Source organism: Pseudoalteromonas sp. CH_XMU1449-3, assembly GCF_037027245.1.
GTDB lineage: Bacteria > Pseudomonadota > Gammaproteobacteria > Enterobacterales > Alteromonadaceae > Pseudoalteromonas > Pseudoalteromonas shioyasakiensis.
Window position 1 is genome coordinate 148295 of sequence record NZ_JAYMDY010000003.1, and the last position, 19216, is coordinate 167510.

The 19216-nt window shown below is 46.6% G+C and carries 15 protein-coding genes; 11 read left to right on the plus strand and 4 right to left on the minus strand.

What is annotated here, in order from left to right; all coding sequences use genetic code 11:
• Positions 1 to 7: 7 nt before the first annotated feature.
• The 5 genes from WA256_RS05610 (at position 8) to WA256_RS05630 (ending at position 12501) form a co-directional block, all read left to right on the plus strand.
• The gene (locus WA256_RS05610) at positions 8 to 9139 is read left to right on the plus strand and encodes a tail fiber domain-containing protein (protein ID WP_335989617.1); all 9132 of its coding nucleotides are present in this window, start codon (positions 8 to 10) and stop codon (positions 9137 to 9139) included.
• A complete protein-coding gene (locus tag WA256_RS05615) occupies positions 9139 to 10410 on the plus strand; it encodes a hypothetical protein (protein WP_335989619.1) in 1272 nt (423 codons plus the stop codon). The genes WA256_RS05610 and WA256_RS05615 overlap by 1 nt, the downstream gene beginning before the upstream one ends.
• Positions 10411 to 10490: 80 nt before the next feature.
• On the plus strand, positions 10491 to 10847 hold the full coding sequence (locus WA256_RS05620) for a hypothetical protein (protein ID WP_335989620.1): 357 nt from the start codon (positions 10491 to 10493) through the stop codon (positions 10845 to 10847).
• Positions 10847 to 11050 (plus strand): hypothetical protein, encoded by a 204-nt coding sequence (locus WA256_RS05625; protein ID WP_250660517.1) that lies wholly within the window; start codon positions 10847 to 10849, stop codon positions 11048 to 11050. The genes WA256_RS05620 and WA256_RS05625 overlap by 1 nt, the downstream gene beginning before the upstream one ends.
• Positions 11051 to 11328: 278 nt before the next feature.
• Entirely contained in the window at positions 11329 to 12501 is a 1173-nt protein-coding gene (locus tag WA256_RS05630; RefSeq protein WP_335989622.1) for an Arm DNA-binding domain-containing protein, read from the plus strand.
• A 235-nt stretch (positions 12502 to 12736) separates the two neighbouring features.
• On the opposite strand, the gene WA256_RS05635 is transcribed toward WA256_RS05630, so the two are convergent.
• From WA256_RS05635 to WA256_RS05645, 3 genes are read right to left on the minus strand one after another with little or no spacing between them, the layout of a single operon-like run.
• Positions 12737 to 13072 (minus strand): DUF3325 domain-containing protein, encoded by a 336-nt coding sequence (locus WA256_RS05635; RefSeq protein WP_062565440.1) that lies wholly within the window; start codon positions 13070 to 13072, stop codon positions 12737 to 12739.
• The gene (locus WA256_RS05640) at positions 13069 to 14670 is read right to left on the minus strand and encodes a PepSY-associated TM helix domain-containing protein (RefSeq protein WP_063528009.1); all 1602 of its coding nucleotides are present in this window, start codon (positions 14668 to 14670) and stop codon (positions 13069 to 13071) included. The genes WA256_RS05635 and WA256_RS05640 overlap by 4 nt, the downstream gene beginning before the upstream one ends.
• Positions 14667 to 15011 carry a hypothetical protein gene (locus WA256_RS05645; RefSeq protein WP_253048974.1) on the minus strand — a complete coding sequence of 115 codons (345 nt, stop codon included), beginning with the start codon at positions 15009 to 15011 and terminating at the stop codon, positions 14667 to 14669. The genes WA256_RS05640 and WA256_RS05645 overlap by 4 nt, the downstream gene beginning before the upstream one ends.
• 201 nt (positions 15012 to 15212) lie before the next feature.
• Between WA256_RS05645 and WA256_RS05650 the strand changes: the two genes are divergently transcribed.
• Genes WA256_RS05650 through WA256_RS05665 form a run of 4 tightly spaced genes read left to right on the plus strand, consistent with a single transcriptional unit; the run spans position 15213 to position 17617 of the window.
• Entirely contained in the window at positions 15213 to 15905 is a 693-nt protein-coding gene (locus WA256_RS05650) for an aspartate/glutamate racemase family protein (RefSeq protein WP_335989626.1), read from the plus strand.
• Between the two features lie 9 nt (positions 15906 to 15914).
• Positions 15915 to 16277, plus strand: coding sequence for a VOC family protein (locus WA256_RS05655; RefSeq protein WP_062565443.1), 363 nt, complete (start codon positions 15915 to 15917; stop codon positions 16275 to 16277).
• A gap of 19 nt (positions 16278 to 16296) precedes the next feature.
• Complete coding sequence (locus tag WA256_RS05660; protein ID WP_063528011.1) at positions 16297 to 16878, plus strand: uracil-DNA glycosylase family protein; 582 nt, start codon at positions 16297 to 16299, stop codon at positions 16876 to 16878.
• Positions 16879 to 16882: 4 nt separating this feature from the next.
• On the plus strand, positions 16883 to 17617 hold the full coding sequence (locus WA256_RS05665; RefSeq protein ID WP_063528012.1) for a phytanoyl-CoA dioxygenase family protein: 735 nt from the start codon (positions 16883 to 16885) through the stop codon (positions 17615 to 17617).
• Between the two features lie 48 nt (positions 17618 to 17665).
• Here the strand turns inward: WA256_RS05665 and WA256_RS05670 are convergent, their stop codons facing one another.
• Positions 17666 to 18223 (minus strand): short-chain dehydrogenase, encoded by a 558-nt coding sequence (locus tag WA256_RS05670; protein ID WP_335989630.1) that lies wholly within the window; start codon positions 18221 to 18223, stop codon positions 17666 to 17668.
• Positions 18224 to 18335: 112 nt separating this feature from the next.
• Between WA256_RS05670 and arfB the strand changes: the two genes are divergently transcribed.
• Complete coding sequence (arfB, locus tag WA256_RS05675) at positions 18336 to 18749, plus strand: alternative ribosome rescue aminoacyl-tRNA hydrolase ArfB (RefSeq protein WP_062565447.1); 414 nt, start codon at positions 18336 to 18338, stop codon at positions 18747 to 18749.
• A 135-nt stretch (positions 18750 to 18884) separates the two neighbouring features.
• Positions 18885 to 19205, plus strand: coding sequence for a hypothetical protein (locus tag WA256_RS05680; protein ID WP_062565448.1), 321 nt, complete (start codon positions 18885 to 18887; stop codon positions 19203 to 19205).
• Positions 19206 to 19216: the final 11 nt, after the last annotated feature.

Here is a 19216-nt window from a genome sequence, read left to right on the forward strand (position 1 = left end):
AAACCGCATGTCGGCTATAAAAATTAACGGGACTTGGCAACGAGTCTCGGCTATCAAAGTAAAGAAAGGCGGCGCATGGGTAGACCATAGCGCCGTTTACGCTAAGTTAGAAGGTGCATGGCACTTAATCGACTTAGGCGCAGTCCCACTTGGACCAGCTTATCACGTATGGAAAGCATACGCTGATGACGCGCAGGGAACAGGCATTAGCCTTGACCCAACCAACAAAGAATACATTGGCTTCAGCACAGGCCAACGCACCGAACAGCCTGACTTGTCAGACCCTTCAATCTTCGATTGGTCACTAATCAAAGGTCAAGACGGACAGGACGTAGACGAGACAGTTCTTAACGACATTCTCGACAAGCAGACAGGTTTCGAGACAGACCTAGCTGATGCAGAGTCACGCCTAAAAGCCGCTGATGCAGCACTCGCCAACGCTAACAAAAATCTATCGCTATCACTGGATGACGTAGACTCACGTCTTGCCAGCCTAAAAACGAATGTAAACCTTGATGTAACCCGTATCGACGAGGCCATCACTCAGGCAAACGGTCGCATTGATACAGTAAACACTGATGTCACAGCATCAATCAGCGCTGTAGACAAACGAGCAACAGACGGCCTAAGCGCTGCGAACGCGTCGATAGACTCAGTTGCTTTAGACTTGGGCGGTGTAAAAGATGATGTTACAGGCCTAGTCACACTAACGAATGGTCAAGGCTCAAAGATTGCTAACCTTGAGACAGAGAGCGACGAACAGGCGCAGCGCGTGTCTATCCTTGAGACTAGCGACGGCAAAAACAGATCACGCATAGCTTCACTTGAAACAACTACTGGCACACACGCTAGTCGTCTATCAAGCTTGGGGGTTTGGAACGGTGAGAATTATTCAGTAATCACAAGCCTTGAGCAAGCAGACGCAGACAACGCGCAAAGTATTCGTACGTTAGAAGCACGCGGCGATGAGTCAGAAAGCCGTATCACAACACTTGAAGAAACGGACGCTACGCACGCCACACGCCTTTCTAATGTAGAGACCAAGGCAACCAATGCCCAAAACCGAGTAAGCACGTTAGAATCGACTTCAGCGAAACATGCTTCGCGCCTAACGAACGTAGAAAGCAAGGCCAGCAACACAGCAAGTAAGGTTACAACGCTCGAAAAGACTACAGGCACTCACGCTAGTCGTCTTACGAATGTAGAAAGCAAAGCCACCACAGCAGTATCTAAGGCTGATGCAGCACAAGCTGACGCAGACAAGGCCAACACTGATGTATCAACAGTCACGAACCGAGTAACAGGCCTAGAAGAAACTAGCGGCGCTCATGCTTCAAGACTAACGAACGTTGAGACAAAGGCCACTACCGCAGTAAACAAAGCGAACGCAGCCCAAAAGGATGCAGATGCAGCACAAGCTGATGCAGACAAGGCAAATGCAGATGTTTCGACGGTTTCTAACCGGGTGTCAACGCTTGAGAGCACAAGTTCAACTCACGCTAATCGTCTAACGAATGTAGAGACACTAGCCAATAGCGCCAACTCTAAGGCTAACAGCAACTCAAACCGTGTTAGCACGCTGGAAAGCACAACGACAGACCAAGCACAGCGTATAACTCAGGTCGAGTCAGTTAACCTTGAGCAGCTTGCGACAGCCAATATCATCGCTGAGTGGTCAGGTTCTACAAGCATTACTAGCAGTATGAAGGAGCTAACGCTCGAATCAGACTACGCAGGCAAGGCAGCGCTTCGCTTACGCCTGAATGATGCAGAGGGCGGTATAGCGTTCAAACTCAATGGCGTTGAACTACCTAGGCCGAAGGGCGCAGACAGAGCGACACTGTGGTTTGACTACCTCGTTGACATCAAGAAAGGTTCTAACAGCATTGTGTTCTGGCAAGCTAGTCCAGATGGCGGCACGCTAAGTGGTGTTCAGATCCGAGGCGGTGATGTAGGCTCAGCGGTTAAGTCACTAGAGACAGCTAGCAAAAACCATGCAGGCAGACTAACCACTGTAGAAACCACAGCGCAGAAAGGTGTTGATGATGCATCGCGAGCACAGGGCGACGCGAACACAGCTAATGCCCGTGTTACTACTGTATCGAACCGTGTGACAACGCTCGAAGAAACCAGCGACACTCATGCTTCACGCTTAACGAATGTAGAAACGAAAGCGACTACCGCAGTAAGCAAAGCGAACGCAGCCCAAAAGGACGCAGATGCAGCACAGGCCGATGTGAACTCAGTGACAAACCGAGTTAGCACGCTTGAGTCAACAAGCACGACGCACGCATCTAGGTTGACGAACGTTGAAACGAAAGCTACTTCAGCAGTCAACAAAGCTAATGCAGCGCAGAGCGATGCAGACGCAGCGCAGAGCGATGCAGACGCAGCGCAGGCAGACGCGGACACAGCGAACAACAAGGTCAACTCAGTCACGAACCGTGTTAACACATTGGAATCAACCAGCGCATCACACGCTAGTCGCCTGACCAATGTAGAAACGAAAGCTACTTCAGCAGACAACAAAGTCAATGCTGTTACATCACGTGTGACAACGCTTGAAGAGAGTGACGCCGACAAAGCATCACGCCTGTCTAGCATCGAGTTCCGCGAGAAGGTTAATGGCAATGATGACGTAAGTCAGTTCGCGTCAATGGCGGCAATGTCACCTCGTTATGCCCTAGGCTACAATGGCAATATTTCCTACGGTGCGTTCGAGGACGATACGACAATCTACTTCGACGGTGTACCACACATCACAGGCCTGTCGAAAGGCGACACAGGTACGATCAATCCGCCTCTAGGCACTTGTGTTGAGTCTAACAAGCCGCTTGCACTAGTAAGTGTTAATGGTTTCCCACTGCCTTCAACGTATTTCGCAAGCCGAGACATTCTGATTGCATCACGTTCTGGTTCTACAGACGGTGAGCGTAGACAGCGTGGTAACTTAATCTCACTCTACGGTGACGCCGAAGTTAAGTTCTCATACCGCGACGGCACGGCAGCAATCGAGACAAATTCGGGTTCAGATACCATCCAACTTAAAGCGGGTGAGCTAACGGCAATCCAGTTTGAGCGTGGTACTAACGGCGAATACATTTTCGCATCGGCTACTCGTCCAATCATGGGTACTGGTTGTAATGGCGCGGACGCTGACCATTCTGTTTTCATGCCTCTATCACGTGAGCATTTAACTGGTTCGCAAGGTGTTCGAATCATCAAGCAAAACTCGACACCGGTACACAACAACGGGTCGGGCTATTACTACAGTGAAGACCTGTTCGCTGTCTTCGATTTCGGTGACGGTGACGGCTCAGCGAGTGAGACAGGCATCGCGCGAAGCATGGCTGGCGACACGTACTTACTCCCGCATGATGTGCATGACTTGGCAATCACAAGCCCAGAGCCTAACAAGGTTAAAGCGTACAAATTAGACGGTTCGCTCTACAAAGAGTACGAGTTCACAGGCGCTCAAGGCGGTAGACAGGCCGAAGGCACACACAGCGGTAACAGCAGTTCTCCAGTTCTAGTAGCAGGCGGTTTGTTCCTTGTTGGTGAAAAGCCTTTCTCTGTTCGTACGAACATCACTACCGATGAATACGAAGCAGTTGGCTATAACTCAAATCTACGCCCGTCGTTCGAAGCACAGCAAGTTAGCAATACGTCGGCGAATAAAGTAGAAGTTCTTGAAACAGCAAGCGCTAAACATGCGAGCCGTTTGACAAATGTAGAAAGCAAGTCGAACAGCAACACGAATCGCGTTACAACACTTGAAAGCACTAGCAGCAACCACGCAAGCCGCTTAACCAGTGTAGAAAGTAAATCTACGAGCAACACTAACCGCGTCAGCTCTCTTGAAACGACTAGTAACAGCCATGCGAGTAGAATTACGAGCGTAGAATCGCGTTCTAATAGCAACTCAAACCGTGTCGGCACACTTGAAAGCACTAGTAGCTCTCACGCAAGCCGCTTAAGCTCGGTTGAAACTCTTGCTGCTTCAGCCAACGGTAAGGCGAACTCTAACTCGAACCGTGTCTCTTCACTTGAGACCACAACGGGTGATCATGCTTCACGCCTTGAAGAAGTCGAGACAGTTAACCTTGAACAACTGGCTGGCGCTAAGATTCAAAAGTCTTATGTCGGCAACTGGGCATGGACGTCGAACTCAACGTTAGCGACAGGCCGTAAGTTCAACCTGCCTTGTGAGTACACAGGCAAAGCAGCCCTTCGCCTTAAACTACGTGATCCTGAAGGTGGTATGCGTTTTGGCATCAACGGTGTTGATTCAGGTAAAAGACCTGTAGTGTCGAAGGACAACGCTATTGAGTGGTTCGAGTACCTTGTAGACGTAAACGAGGGCGACAATGAGCTGTCAATTTGGTGTACTACTACTGACGGCGGTTCAGTCCATGAGATTGAATTACGCGGTGGTGATGTAGGTTCATCGGTTAGCGCCTTAGAGCAAACGGCGGACGGTCACGCTTCACGTTTAAGCAGCGTAGAAACGAAGGCTACTACAGCAGTCAACAAGGCGGACAATGCGCAGGCCGATGCGAACACAGCCAACGCGCGAACAACTACTGTTTCAAACCGTGTATCAACGCTTGAAAGCACCAGCAGCAGCCACGCATCACGTTTGAGCAGCGTAGAAACGAAGGCCACGAACGCTACGAACAAAGCGAATAGCAACACGAACAGAGTGAGCACGCTAGAAAGCACAGCGTCCAGCCACGCGTCGCGCCTTAGTTCCGTAGAAAGCAAATCGAACAGCAATACATCGAGAGTGAGCACGCTCGAAACAACCAGCGCAGAGCAAGCAAAACGACTAGACCGTGTATCGTTAAGCAGCCCGAACCTTGTAGTCCGTGGCGTGTTTGACGCGAGCCTAGACAGAGGCGGTTGGTCAACGGGCGAAGTAGTTAGCATTGCAGACGAAGGCCTGCCTGTATTGTCAGGTAGAACACATGTGCTTAAAGTAACAACGCGTGACACCTACGATCACCATGCAGATTTCCCTGTAGTGGTCGGCGACAAGATTTACATTTCAGCTTGGGTATATACGTTCCACAGTGAAGAAAACCTCAACTTTGGTTTCCGTGGTAGAACTGACAATGCGGATCAGCTGTACTGGCCTTCTGAAGTGCGCGTCAACACACACGAAGACAAGTGGATTTTCGTTGAAGGTGTATTCGAGCATGTTCGTGAAAACATCAATGGCCTAGTCCCATTCATCCAGTTAGCGGGTTCTGGCGTAATGGCACCAGCCTACGTGTCGGATATTGTCTACAGCCGCAGCGCAAATGCTAAGGCGCTTGCTGAAGTAGTGGACGTAGCTAAAGCATATACGGACACCGAGACAGGCGTACTCAAGGCCGAACGTGTAATCAAAGCCGAAGCCAATGGTCGCGTGTCGGGTGTCCACCTACTTGCTGACGGCAGCGGTGCAGAGGCAGGTGGTAAGATGTACTTCCAAGCGGACGAGATTGCTATTGTTCCGCCTAATTGGAATCCAAGCACAGAGCAGGACAAAAAACAGTTCCCGTTCTACTTCTCTGAAGACCGCAAGTTCATGTACCTAGATGAAGCGGTGATCAAAGCATTATCGGCAGAGACAATCGACAGTGGTAACTTAGCCGTTGATGGTATTTCATTGCTTAGCCCAGACCTAACAATGCCAGCGGGTACGATCCAAGACTACATGATTGACCCAGCGTTCAAAGATGGCCTTGTTCGTGTCAACCCAGATGCAGAGATTCTAGGTGGTACTGAGTCGGTTTCGGCTAAAGGTGTCTGGAACAATAAACGCTTTGACCTACCCACGCTTAAATCGGGCGGTAGCGCTCAAGTGCTGACAATCTCTTTCCTTGGCCCGAATGAGAAAGGCCTTAAAGACATTCAGTTCGACGTTACACTGTATCTGAATGGTGTCCCGTTCAACTTCTCAAGTGGCAAGTCAACGCTCCGACTGGCTTCGTCTATAAGCGGCGTAGAAGTAGACGGTGGTGATTTCACTTACACAAGGTACAGCACGTCATTCAAATTCGAAGACCGAATCATCTTGCCAGCCCCGACTTCAGGCGAGAACTACACGTACCACATGGTAATTACGAACCCTGATTTCGCATCAGGCCATGATAACTATGCGTCACGCCTTTCGGTGTCGATGTCGGCTAGTGAACCAACTAAGTCGAGCGGTGGATTCATCACTGACGTACGTTGGGCGGACGTTAAGGAACAGCCATCGCTTGTCGGCCTAAGCACTGCGGGCAGTAGCTCTTACCCATGTTTCAGCTTCGTTAATAACCCAGCTTCGCAAAGCAGTTGGATTCGCACTACGTCGTCAGGCCTATTACCGTACGCTAACAATCACGGCTCGCTCGGCACGTCAAGTTGGAAGTTCAAACAAGTCCACGGTGTCACTATCTATGAAAACGGCACTGCGCTATCGAGCAAGTACCTAGGCAAATCGTCAAAGGCTGTTAGCGCAGGGAAAGCAGATCAAGTTATATCAGCGCCAAGAAACGGTGGTAAGTATGCCAATGCAGCCAACACGCCAAGAGCGTTCTACGCCGAAGGCTTATCGCACAGCTTTGTTGAATCTTCAAAAGGTTGGCCTGTCAACTACGCTAAAGTGCTGAACATACCCGGCTATACAGCTACGCAGGACGGCGGCGCGTTCCAACTGCTTACACCTTACAGTCGGGATTACACAGCCAACGGCAACCCGATGTTCCGTACAGGTTCGTATAACAACGCTGGTTGGAGCAAGTGGAAAACCATTGTCGATAAAGCTTGGGCGGACAGCCTATACCTAGGCAAGACAGCAAGAGCTTCGGATTCATCGAAAGTAGGTGGCTACAGTGTATCTATGTCTAAATCGGGCAACAGTGTTCCAGTTCGTAACGGCAGCGGTGACATATTTGCTCGCCTATTTAGGTCAGACTACCAGAATCAATCTACGATAAGCGGCGGTATTGCGTATCGGGTTAGTACATCAGATAACTATATCAGATTCTGCAATGACATGAGCGCAGTTCGTAAGTTCGTCGGCGTCTACTCTAAAAACGAGAGTGACGGTCGCTATGTACGAAAAGACCAGAACAACGTAATCAACGGCGGGGTAACTCTAAAGAAAACTGGCACTGCATTGTTGATCGGCGGTGACGGCTCGTATGATAACGCTGACGGTCACATCAGAATAGGTAACGCGACGTACTTCTACGATATTGAGTATCGTGGCACAGGTTCAGGCAATGAAAACGCACTTGTCGTTAAATCGAACAGTTCGAACGTATTTGTCGCAAAGGTAGACGGCAGTATTGATCTGAGTCAGGCGGGCGCGACCGTGGCTGGACATAAGATCTGGACAGCAGGAAACGATGGGTCAGGTTCAGGCCTTGACGCAGACAAACTGGATGGCTTGCACGCTACGAACTTCGCACGCATCGGCACGACTAGTCCTCCGAACAACTACCTATTCGTCCGCCGTAGCTCTTCAGCGGCTACGTTGTATGTAAACCAGTTCGGCAGCGGTGACATCGCGCGGTTTGTTAAAGGTAGCAATGGTCATGAGACAGAGGGCGGAGTAAGTGTCGTAATTGGAGGTACAGGGTCGATCATAGCTTCGGGCGAAATTTCATCGAAGGATTTAGTCACCGCATATAACCCACTGAACCACAGTGCGGGCGTGAGCCTAGGTTGGGACAATAATGCGCCAAGACTAAGAGTTGGTGGCAGTGGCACTGGCGCTGAATCACCTTTCTCTATCCGCTCGACAAGCGATAGAAACATGCTTGAGGTGACGACTGAAGAAGCCTACATCGGTTTGGGCAAAAACAAAGCGTGGCATACCGGTAACGACTCGACGCTTCGCGGCCTTAAACTCACTAACTATAAGAATATTACTGTCGGTGGCGACGCGAACACTTACTACCCCGTGTTGATCACAGGTAGCGCAAAGTACATGTTCGGTCACTTCTCGATTAACCGAGGATATGGCGACGTTGCGCCTGATACTTGGAATACAGCGTCACATAAAGGCGGTCTAACGTTCGACTTTTACTGGTCTGGTGACTCTGGCTGGGGTGGCAACGACCATGACCTTCGAGTTATCCAGTTCTCAGAAACATACACTACGATGGTCGGCGGCATGGTGCTCGCTACAAGTGGTCTAGTTGTCTGGCTGCGTGGCGGTGGCGCGGTTTACAGGATTCACAGCGAAGCGGGCAATCAGCTTGATGCCACTGCTCACATTGGAACGTACACAGCGTCAAACGGCTCAAATTATGCGCCACGGACGAACACAAGCAACGTGCGTGGAGAAATCCACAGTCGTTGGCCTGTAAGGACAGACGGTAAACTTGCCGTCATCAAAGGTATGTCAGTTGGCCTAGACAACAAAACTGTCATAAACGGCGATAATACTTGGTATCGGGCGCACGGCGATGAAGGTATCTACTTCGCTACGCATGGTGGTGGTCTGCACATGACGGACAGCACGTGGGTTAGGACGTACGCGGGCAGGGCGTTCTTCTCTTCAAGCACCGATACTTTACAGTCGATAAACACCAATGGCGGTATTCGATTCAAGCATCAGCTGTTTAGCTCAAGCCCAACGGGCGAGGGTGGTATTGTCGGCAACTACAAAGAGCTGGGCACTGGCGTAGAACAAATGATATGGACTATCGGCACAGACTGGCGAACGCACAGCACCCACTACGGTATGGGCTATAAGTTCGGCAGCGGTGTTGGAGGTAGGACAGAACACAGTATCACGTTCAAGAACGGCGGTGTTATATATACTCGTATCGGTTTCCAAGGCAGCGCTACGTTCGCGAAGAAAATTTATGCTGCGGATTTTGTCGCTACATCGGACCGCCGCATCAAGGCCGACATCAAACCGATTGAAAATGCGCTAGACAAGGTCATGAAGCTGTCAGGTAATACCTACATAAGAACCGACCTAGAAAACACTGTATCAACGGGCGTTATTGCACAGGAGGTTGAGGCCGTTCTACCTGAAGCCGTTGTCGAGGAAGACGACGTAAAACGCGTGTCATACAACGGTGTTGTTGCAATGCTCGTTGAAGCAGTAAAAGAACTCACAGCAAAAGTTAAAGTATTGGAGGCTAGATAGTGGCAGACACCATCAGGATATACGCAAACCGTGATGGTCTGGTTGATGTTCCAAACAACATCAAAGTAGAGAGAGGGACGAAAGTCCTTTTCTCTAGCACCAGTGTAGGCAGCACGGTTAATATTACAGGGTTCGAATCAACCTACTGGACTAGCACGCTAAATGCTGTGCTTGAGTTGGGTAAGGATGACACGTACCACATCAAGTCAAACGCACCGTATGGCAAAAGTACACTACGGGTAAATGACCCAGTGGACGGCTCTAAGCACCCGTTCACCATTGAGGTTGTGCCGTCAATAGACAAGCCAAACCCGTACTACTTAAGCCCGAGCATTACGAGCAGTTACAGCGGACTCAACGCCAACGAGTTTGTGGTAAGCCAGATCCACACCCTCCAAACTGAGGCGTACACAATAGTACACCTGAGAAGTGATGACCCAGAAGTTCGCTTCCGATTGGTAGAACTAGCTACCAGCCACCATGAAGAAGACTTCTACGGCAATTGGGTTACAGACTTCTTTATGAACTCCACGTACCTTAAAAGATTCCAAATAGCGTTTCGAGCACCAACAGGGTCGCTAGAGAGTAAAACTGTCACAGTCCGCATAGGCTCAAGAGTGCATACCGTCACACTTAGCACTAGTACCGAGCTTGTGCCTTCAAGCCACCATGTAATCAACTTCGGTCGTACATCTGGGGAGCTAAGTCTACTAGATGTTAAGGGTTTCTTCGGCGGTGCGGGTAATCTGCGTGACTACTTCAGAAAAGGGCGAAATGTACCCGACATGCCCGCCAACTCGGGCATTCCGACGTCAGGCAGTATAAGGCTTACGGACTTCCGAGGGGCAGCGACAGCGTTTTTTATAGCTCTACACCCGAGGGACAGAGACACAAGGCTAATGCTCACCCAGTATGGTGATCAAAGTACCGGTGTAGGCTGGAACATTTGGACGGGGGAGGCCGACGACTGGGACTTAGGTTACAGCAAGTTCATCAAGGACAATGCCGAGTTTAGATACACGCTCGACTACAAGTTCCACAGTGGCTACGGCACGACGAACCCCGTTCAAAAGCCAACACTCAGCTCTATTTCGGGTAGCCCTGGTACTTGGTCGAGTGCTAACAAGTCGGTGCATGTCACAGTGTACGGCAGGAAACGTGAAGAGTTCTTTGTCACATGCACAGTCACAATGTACGCTAGGCACAAGGACTTCCCAACAAAAACGCTGTCTACAAGCGCACAGGTAAAAGTTCGTTGCGTCGGCGTGTAACCAATTAACAGTAGCACTACTATTAATTGTAGTAGTGCCGCGTTATAATCTCAGCTCACAATAACAAAAAGGTAGCAGTAATGTTTACAACAGCATTTACAGACCCACAGGGTACAGCGCACGAAGCAGCAGTATTCCAAGTATTACGTTCAGAGTTCAGCGCGAACACTAGCGAGACATTCACGTACAGCGTTGATGAAGGCCACGGGACAATCCCTGCGGACAGCGCGAACTTCTCGTTGAATTACCGCATGGCTTACTGGCCTACGCAAGAAGCGAAGGATTCTGGCAGTGCGCCATATATCCTAATCGACCCAGCTACGTACAGCATGGACTTCGCTGACTACACGTTACCAGTTGATGTGTATAAAGGCTTAACGGCAGAGCAGGCCGCAGAAGAACACTGCAAACGCGAAGTAATTAAGGTGGTTGAGTAATGCAGCAAGAAGTCCAACAGTTACAAGCACAAGTAACACAACTAAAAGCACGTGTTCTTGATTCAATGGACGCAACACGACAAGCAAATGAAGCACTGGGCGCTGTAGCTCAAGCGGTTAACTACCAAGGCCAAGACCTTGAAGGCTTAATCGCCGCAGTTAGCGCACTAGCCCCAAAGACGGAGAGCACTGAGAGTGAGTAAATTCGCAGCGTTCCTTCTTACTCGTTTCATGACGACTAAGTTCTTAACAAAGGTGTTCCTTCTTGCGTCAGAGTATTTGACGACTAAGACAGAGAACAAGTGGGATGACAAATTACACAAGCTGGCTGAAGAAGCCCTGAAGTAATGCGTTGATCGTACTACAAAAACAAAACCCCCCGCTCTTAATTGAACGGGGGCTTTTTTATGCCAATTTTATAGACACGCTGATCCCCGTACTTTAATCTAATAGTGGGGGGTGAATCACATCAGGAGCAACCATGAGTGATTTTGATTTACCCAAGGGTATAACAATGCACAGAGGAAAACTGCGCATCGCTTTTCGCCCACCAAATGAAAAGCAACAATGGAAACGGTCACTAGGAATACCACCAACTAAAGCGAACATCAAGGCCGCAGAGCAAATGCTTAACTCGATTAGGCGTGATATTAGCCTAGGCCAGTTCAATTTAGCTGATTATTTCCCTAATGATCCGAGTCTAAAGAAAGACGAGAAGATGCTATCACATATTTTGCAGAAGCACTTCATTGACGCAAGCGTCGGGCGTGTCAAGGACTCCACTGTTCGCGTTTACAAGCACCTAGTTCGTCCGCTACTCGAAGCTGTAGGCGATTGGGACATTAGTAAACTTAGCCCCAAAGAAGCTAAACAGTTTAGAGTTAGGGTTATAGATACAGCCCCGTCGGTGTACTTGGCTAACAGGAGGCTATGGGCTATTAAGATCGCTGTCCGCCGAGCCGTTATCGAGCTTGACTTAGAGGCTGACCCGTTCGGCCCACTCTTAGACAACGTAGAGCGCAAGTCAAAAGCCGTGACGAGAGGCGAAGAAGATGAGGCGGCGTTGTCCGAAAGTAGTGTATTTACTATCGAAGAAGCGGAAAGGATAGTAGAAGCCACGAAAAGCGAACAACGAAAACGATTAATAACTTTTATGTTCTGGTCTGGTCTCAGACCGGGTGAAGCATTGGCACTAAGGAGAGAGGACGTATGTCTACCATATATCACTGTGAAACGCACTTTAACAAAGTACGGAACGATTCAGACGCCGAAGAGTGGCCTCGCGAGGAAGATTTACCTTCCATCTTCCGCGAGATCAGTCTTAGAACAGCAATTGCTAACGCACGATTCCGAGAGGGTATGGCTGACGGAGCGGGGGCTACCGTTCAAGAAGTCGGACATCATGAGCATGAAGGCGTGGCGAAGAACTCTTGAGGCTGCGGGCGTAGGCTACAAGAAAAGGTACATAACCCGACACAGCTTTGCGAGCTGGATGCTCAAGGCTGGCGAACCTGAAGCCTCCGTCGCAGCGCATTTAGGTCATAGTAATGTTTCAATGATTCGCAAGACATACGGTAAGTTCATACCAGACGCGAAACCAGAATGGACCCTCGATGACCCCACAAAAGTAGAGAAGCTTAAAAAATCAATGTAAAACAGGGGTTTAAAGTTTTCAAGGGCGTAAAGGGGCTTTACACCTGTCTTTAAACTATCACGAATGTGCAACACAACTGTAATGGATGCTAGGCAAACTTAGCGTCGTTAATTTGAAACAACATGTGATCCCCCAATTTAATCCCCTGCTTGGGTAGGCATTGCCTACCCATTTTTTTATTACTTAATTAAGCACTATTGCAAATTGGTATCAGATCAGTTTTTTACTAACTACACTACAAAATCATCACCGAAAAGCCACTCAACAGCAAAACAGACATAGTTAATACACTGACATGCTTTACCCATGAAACAGTAAAACTGTATAAAATCATGAGCATAAGTACACTTAAAGCCATATAACCGCAAAATAGCAATGCGCCGTACCCAGCATCTGACAGCACGCAAAGCACCAAACTTAGTAAAATACTGATCCAGCCGCTGAATAAAAAGCTACTTCGCTGTTTTTCGGTTAATTTCTTTTTAAATACATCACGGAAATGATTGAATTTTGCAAGTGCAAAACAATTAAAGCCTAAAAAGCAGAGACTAAATTGCAGTAACTCCATCATCCTTGTTGCTCCTTTAACAGCCTGTTTTTATTTAATTTAGTCTTATTTGTAGCGGTTTTATGGCTAGGTATTTTTTTGCTTTGTAGTAAAAACAGCAGCCCAGCACAAATAAACGCACTATCAATACCGAATAAGGCCCACTGCTGAGTTAGTAAATACGTGATCCAATTACCATCTGTTGTCAACGCATTTACCACTGGTACTAATAAGCAAGCAGCAGCGTTAAGCCAAGCACTATAGCGCCAGTGGCGTTTTTCTCGGCCGATCACAGCAACGATTAGCATCGCCAGCCAAGCTAAGAAAAACACGAGTATTTCTTTATCGGCACGCCCGGCTAACCCTAAAGGTAATAATCGATTAGCAATGAAGAACGCTGCGGTTGCAATTGGTAAACCCATCAGGGTGGCTAAATTTAGTGTCTCAACGAGCTTAAGCCCAAAGCTTGGTTTTTGCTCTGCTTTGAGCCTCTCGCGTAAGCGCTTTGCCCACATGATGCAGCCTGTAGCTATCATGGCACAGCCAGCTACACCACAGAAAAAATATAACCAACGTAGCAACGGCTCGGCTAAACGACCGCTATGTAATGCCGTCATTGAGTCATAAAACTGCGCCGAAGCGCTCCAATCTTCGCCAGAACTCGCTTCAAGCTCACCTGTTACACCACTAAATAAGTAGCGTGGTCCGTTATCTACAACCTCTTTGCCGGTTGCCAAATAAACCACGATTTGTGAGGTCGCTGTATTGGCATTTCTAACAAACACGTAGCTAATGTCGGCATTCGGTGACTTAGTATAAATCTGATCTAACACATCTTTGATTGCCACCATAGGGCGCTGCTCTTCACTGGGCTTTGCACGTTTATTAATAGGCAATGCCTCATCAAACATTTGCCTTAAGCCATTTTCATATACAGTCTCGGCAGGGTAGGGGAACAGCATAAATATAAGCGTGATAATCCCCGTGTAGGTGATCATGATATGAAATGGCAGTGCCAGCACCGACGAAACATTGTGTGCATCGAGCCAACTTCGGCTGCCTTTGTTTGCTCTAAAGCTAAACATATCTTTAAAAATACGTTTGTGGATCACTATGCCTGTTATAAGCGCTACCAACATAAATAATGAGGCTAAACAAACAATTATCCTTGCAGTAAATACATCTATGTAATGTAAATCAAAGTGTAAGCGATAGAAAAAGTTACCCCCCTTAGTTTCCCGAGGTTCGGGTAATTGCTCTAAGGTATTAGGGTCTAGATGTGTATAGTTGAAAGGTGCACGGCGCTGACCAGGCTGTTTAGGCTCAGCAAACCCATAGCTTAAAACAGGGTTACGCGGCTCAGGTAAGTTTATCCGCCAAGATAATGAATTAGGTGCCTGTTGCTGTAATTGCGCAAACACATAATTAATTTGCTCGGCTTGAGACTGAACCCGTTGTGCTTGATGCTGCACATGGTGCGTTTCAGGCTTGGCCCAAATAGTGATTTCATCTTTAAAAAAGCTGATGGTGCCAGCAAAAAAGATTAAGAACAGTAACCAGCATACCAATAAGCCAACCCAGGTATGAAGCCAAGTCATTGAGCGGAAAAAGCTCTCTTTCATAACCAATCCTTAATCAATGAAAGGGCCAGCAATTGCCCACTAGTTGTTAGTAAAATAGTGATCCAAACAGTCTTTAAAGACTTAACGGCAAATACCCAAATAAACACACAACAGTAAAAAAATACCGATAGAGTCGTGGTTAACAGCACGCTGTCGAGTTTATTAAGTGGTAATAACACAGCTAGTAATGAAATAAGCACACTGGTAAAGGCGTAACCACCAATGATGGCTGCAACGAAACGCAAAAACACAGCAACACGATAAGATAGGCTCACAGAGCGCTTTTTAGCTGTATTTTTAGGGCGATTGGTAGTCACTGCATCTAATGATTGAGAATGCATGATAATCCCTTAAAAAATAACACGAGAAGAAAACCCCGTATTATATCGCCGACAAACAGAAAAGATAGTAGTTATCATTTGCATGCACGTATTAAATAATGAAACAGAACCAACTAACTCGATCTGTTAGTAAAATAATGATCTGCTAGCTTTGTTCTGTGCAATATCATATGGTGTTAAGTAAATAAAAAGGGAGCTGCAATGAAAACAATAGGCTTAATCGGTGGCATGAGTTGGGAGTCTACACAAAGTTACTACCAGCTTTTAAATCAAGGCATTAAAAACAAACTTGGGGGGCTGCATAGTGCCAAGATAGTACTCGTTAGCCTCGATTTTGCCCACATAGCAGCTATGCAAAAGCAACAAGATTGGGCACAGATGGCCGAGATACTCATTAAGGCCGCTAAGCAAGTTGAAGCTGCGGGCGCGGATTATTTATTAATTTGTACCAACACCATGCACAAACTAGCTGAGCAAGTGCAAGCTGCGGTTGCAATTCCTTTGTTACGCATTGCAGATGCAGTTGGTGAAAACCTGATCCAGAATAACTTTAAAAAAGTGGCTTTGTTGGGTACACAATTCACTATGGAACAAGACTTTTACAAGCAACGCCTAGCTGATAAATTCGCCATAGACGTGTTAATTCCTGATGCACAGGGGCGTGAAACAGTGCATCGAGTGATTTATGATGAACTATGTAAAGGCATCATCAGCCCAGAATCTAAAGCTGAGTATTTAACCATTATTGATGCTCTAACTCAGCAAGGTGCTGAAGCCATTATTCTTGGTTGCACCGAAATAGCGCTGTTAGTTCAACAATCAGATACATCTATTCCATTACTTGATAGTACAGCACTTCATTGCGCTATGGCGCTTGAGAATTGTTTAAATTAGGAGCACACCATGTCGAACCACCATAGCTTAAATTATGTTGAATTTGCTGCTAAAGATTTAGCCGCAACAAAGGCATTTTTTCATCAGGTTTTTAAATGGCAATTTACCGACTATGGCCCTGAATACACGGCTTTTAGCGCTGAATCAGCGGGCCTTGATGGCGGTTTTTATCAAGCCCCATTAACTAGCTTAACCAATAATGGCGGCGCGCTACTGGTGCTTTATTCAAATAATATTAAAGAGACTCAAGCACAGGTAGAAAAACACGGCGGCACAATTATTAAACCCTTGTTTGATTTTCCTGGAGGCTGTCGTTTTCACTTCACAGAGCCAAGTGGTAATGAGTTAGCAGTTTGGTCAAAGCAAGCATAGATCATATTTTTACTAACTCATGAGTACTCAATCATTATTAGAACAAGTTAGTAAATGCGTGATCTGCGAACCTCATTTACCACTCGGAGCGCGGCCCGTTATTCAGTTTAATCCACGGGCTCGCATTTTAATTGCTGGTCAAGCACCGGGAATTAAAGTGCATGAAAGTGGCAAACCGTTTAATGATGCAAGCGGGCAAAGGCTTCGCTCTTGGCTTGGTGTAACGAGTGATGAGTTTTACGATGAGCGCAATTTTGCTATCTTGCCGATGGGCTTTTGTTACCCGGGCAAAGGAAAATCAGGTGATTTACCACCAAGAAAAGAGTGCGCGATTGCATGGCGTGAAAAGCTCTTAGCGCAACTAAATAATATTGAGCTCACCATTATCTTAGGAAAGTATGCGCAGGCATATCATTTACCCCACACTAAGCAGCTGCCCTTAACTGAGTTAGTAAAATCGTGGCGTGAATATTGGCCAAATTACTTGCCACTGCCTCACCCAAGCCCTCGCAATAATATCTGGCTAAAGAAAAATCCGTGGTTTGAGCAACAAGTATTGCCTGAGCTTAGTAGTAAAATACGTGCAATTTTAGCAAGGTAAAAAAATGGAAAATAACTTTTTTGCTGAAAACGGCTACTACCATGTAAAGGGCCTTTACACAGAGAGTGAGCTTAGCAAGGTAAGGCCAATTCTCGATAAATTTCATCATCACTGGTTGCAAGAAAACCAATCTTTTTACCAATCCAGAGGGATTAATAGCTCAGGTTTGACTGGTGCTGCATGTTTAAGTGTTGAGGAAAAGTTTGCTCTTTTTGAGTTTGTCAGCGCCAACACACTATTGAAACAGGTTAAGGGTATTGTTGCTGAGCCCCAGTTTATGAATACTCAACTATTCTTTAACCCTTACAACCCTAAACAGGCAAATTATTGGCATCGCGATATGCAGTATCACTTAGAGCTTGATGCGCAAAAGGCCGCTCTTAGCGGCCCTGAAGTGTTGCATTGCCGCGTTGCTTTTGAAGATGAGCCGGGAATAGAGCTAATACCAAGCAGCCATAAAAACTGGGATTCAGATGAAGAATTAATAGTTAGATTAGAACAGCAGGGCGCTCGAAATAGTGACTCACTAACTCGTGGTAAAAGTGTAGCACTCAAAAAAGGTGACTTACTCATATTTTCGGCAAATATGATCCATCGGGGCTTGTACGGTATGAATCGTTTTGCCCTAGATATTTTATACTTTGAACGTCACCCAAGCCTTAATGAGTTTGTACAAACTGGATTTTTACCAACTGCACAACAAAAGCAGCAGCTAAAAAACCCTATGGTATTCAAGTAAGCATAAAAAAAGCGGCTCACTCGCCGCTTTCTTTATTTGATAGTGCTGTTACTGCAACATTGCGAACAGTTCTTTTAACTGCGGCATATACTGCTTAACTAAGTTGACGTTACTTTCGCTAACATTTGCTGTTGCAGTACTTGCTTTAACACCTTCTAAAGCACCTGCCATTGAGCGAGTACCCGCATCAGATGAAGATGCTGTAAGGCTTTGTAAACCACTCATTGCTTGATTTACACGTTGCTTGTTCTCTTCTGACATACCCGCTTTAAGGTTTTCTAAATACGCCATTGATACCTCTGAGCCAACAGTAACTAACTGCTCAGGTGTGAAACCATATTGCTTGGTCAGGGCTTCAAACTCTGCGTATAGCTCGTGATCTTTAATGTGGCCTAATGCATCCATTACTGACGAACTGTCAACACCATCAGAACTACCTAGCATACCACCGAGATTTACAGTATCTAATTCAGACTGATTTTGTGACCAATTGACCACAGCAGGTAAGGCTTTTATATAACGCTGTAGCTGGCTTTCAGTAATATCTTCTGCGAAGCTAGAAAAACTCATCGCAAGTAGGCTCATAGAAATAAGTAGTGCTTTCATCGTGATCTCCTTTCTTTCAAAATGGTTAGCAACCGGCGCAAATAGTCGAGCTATTATGTTTAGCCAATTACAAATGTTACAATACCTTTTTTACCATAGCTAACTGAACCTGATGTTAATTATTTCTAATACCGTCAAAATTGATGAATGGGAACTCGACTTTAGTGCGATCCGCTCGCAAGGCGCAGGCGGGCAGAACGTCAATAAAGTAGCTACAGCTATTCATCTTCGTTTTGATATTAATCGCTCAAAGTTACCTGACTTTTACAAACAACGTTTACTTAATTTAAATGATTCTCGAATTACCAAAGAGGGCGTTATTGTCATAAAGTCGCAAAGTCATCGCACGCAAGAAATGAACAAAGAAGATGCGCTTAATCGTTTGAAAGAATTAATCATTAATGCAACACAAATACAAAAGAAACGAAGAGCAACAAAACCAAGTAAAAATTCTCAGAGAAAGCGCATGGACTCTAAAACAAAAAGAGGACAAACAAAAGCATTAAGAAAAAATGTAAAATTCTAACTTTCACATCAGAAGATCGTGTCAAAAATAAGCAGAACTGTAAAGAAGTGTAACTTGTTAACAAAGTTAATTGATGGTTAATCCTGCCGCGTCTATAATAGTCATACAATCTCACCATTAAAGAAGGAGCCGCGTATGGGCCAGAAATCACGCATTGTTGCCGCTGCAATGATAACGCTGTCAGCTTTGCCTATGTCGAGTTTTGCTGTAGATTCATGGCAAGCCGGAAGCGCGTATCCGCAAGGTAGTGAAACCTGTTACAACGAAATTCTTTATAAAGCCAGATGGTGGGCAACCCCAGGAGAAGAGCCTGGCAGTTCACAATGGGGCGCTTGGGTTGCAGATGTCGCCTCAAAAACCTGTGTACAGAGTGTCGTAAAGAAACAAGACGATTTACTTAAGTCTCTACCTACAATTTTCGAACCAAATATCAATAAAAAAGGGAGTTCTGATTAACTCCCTTTTTT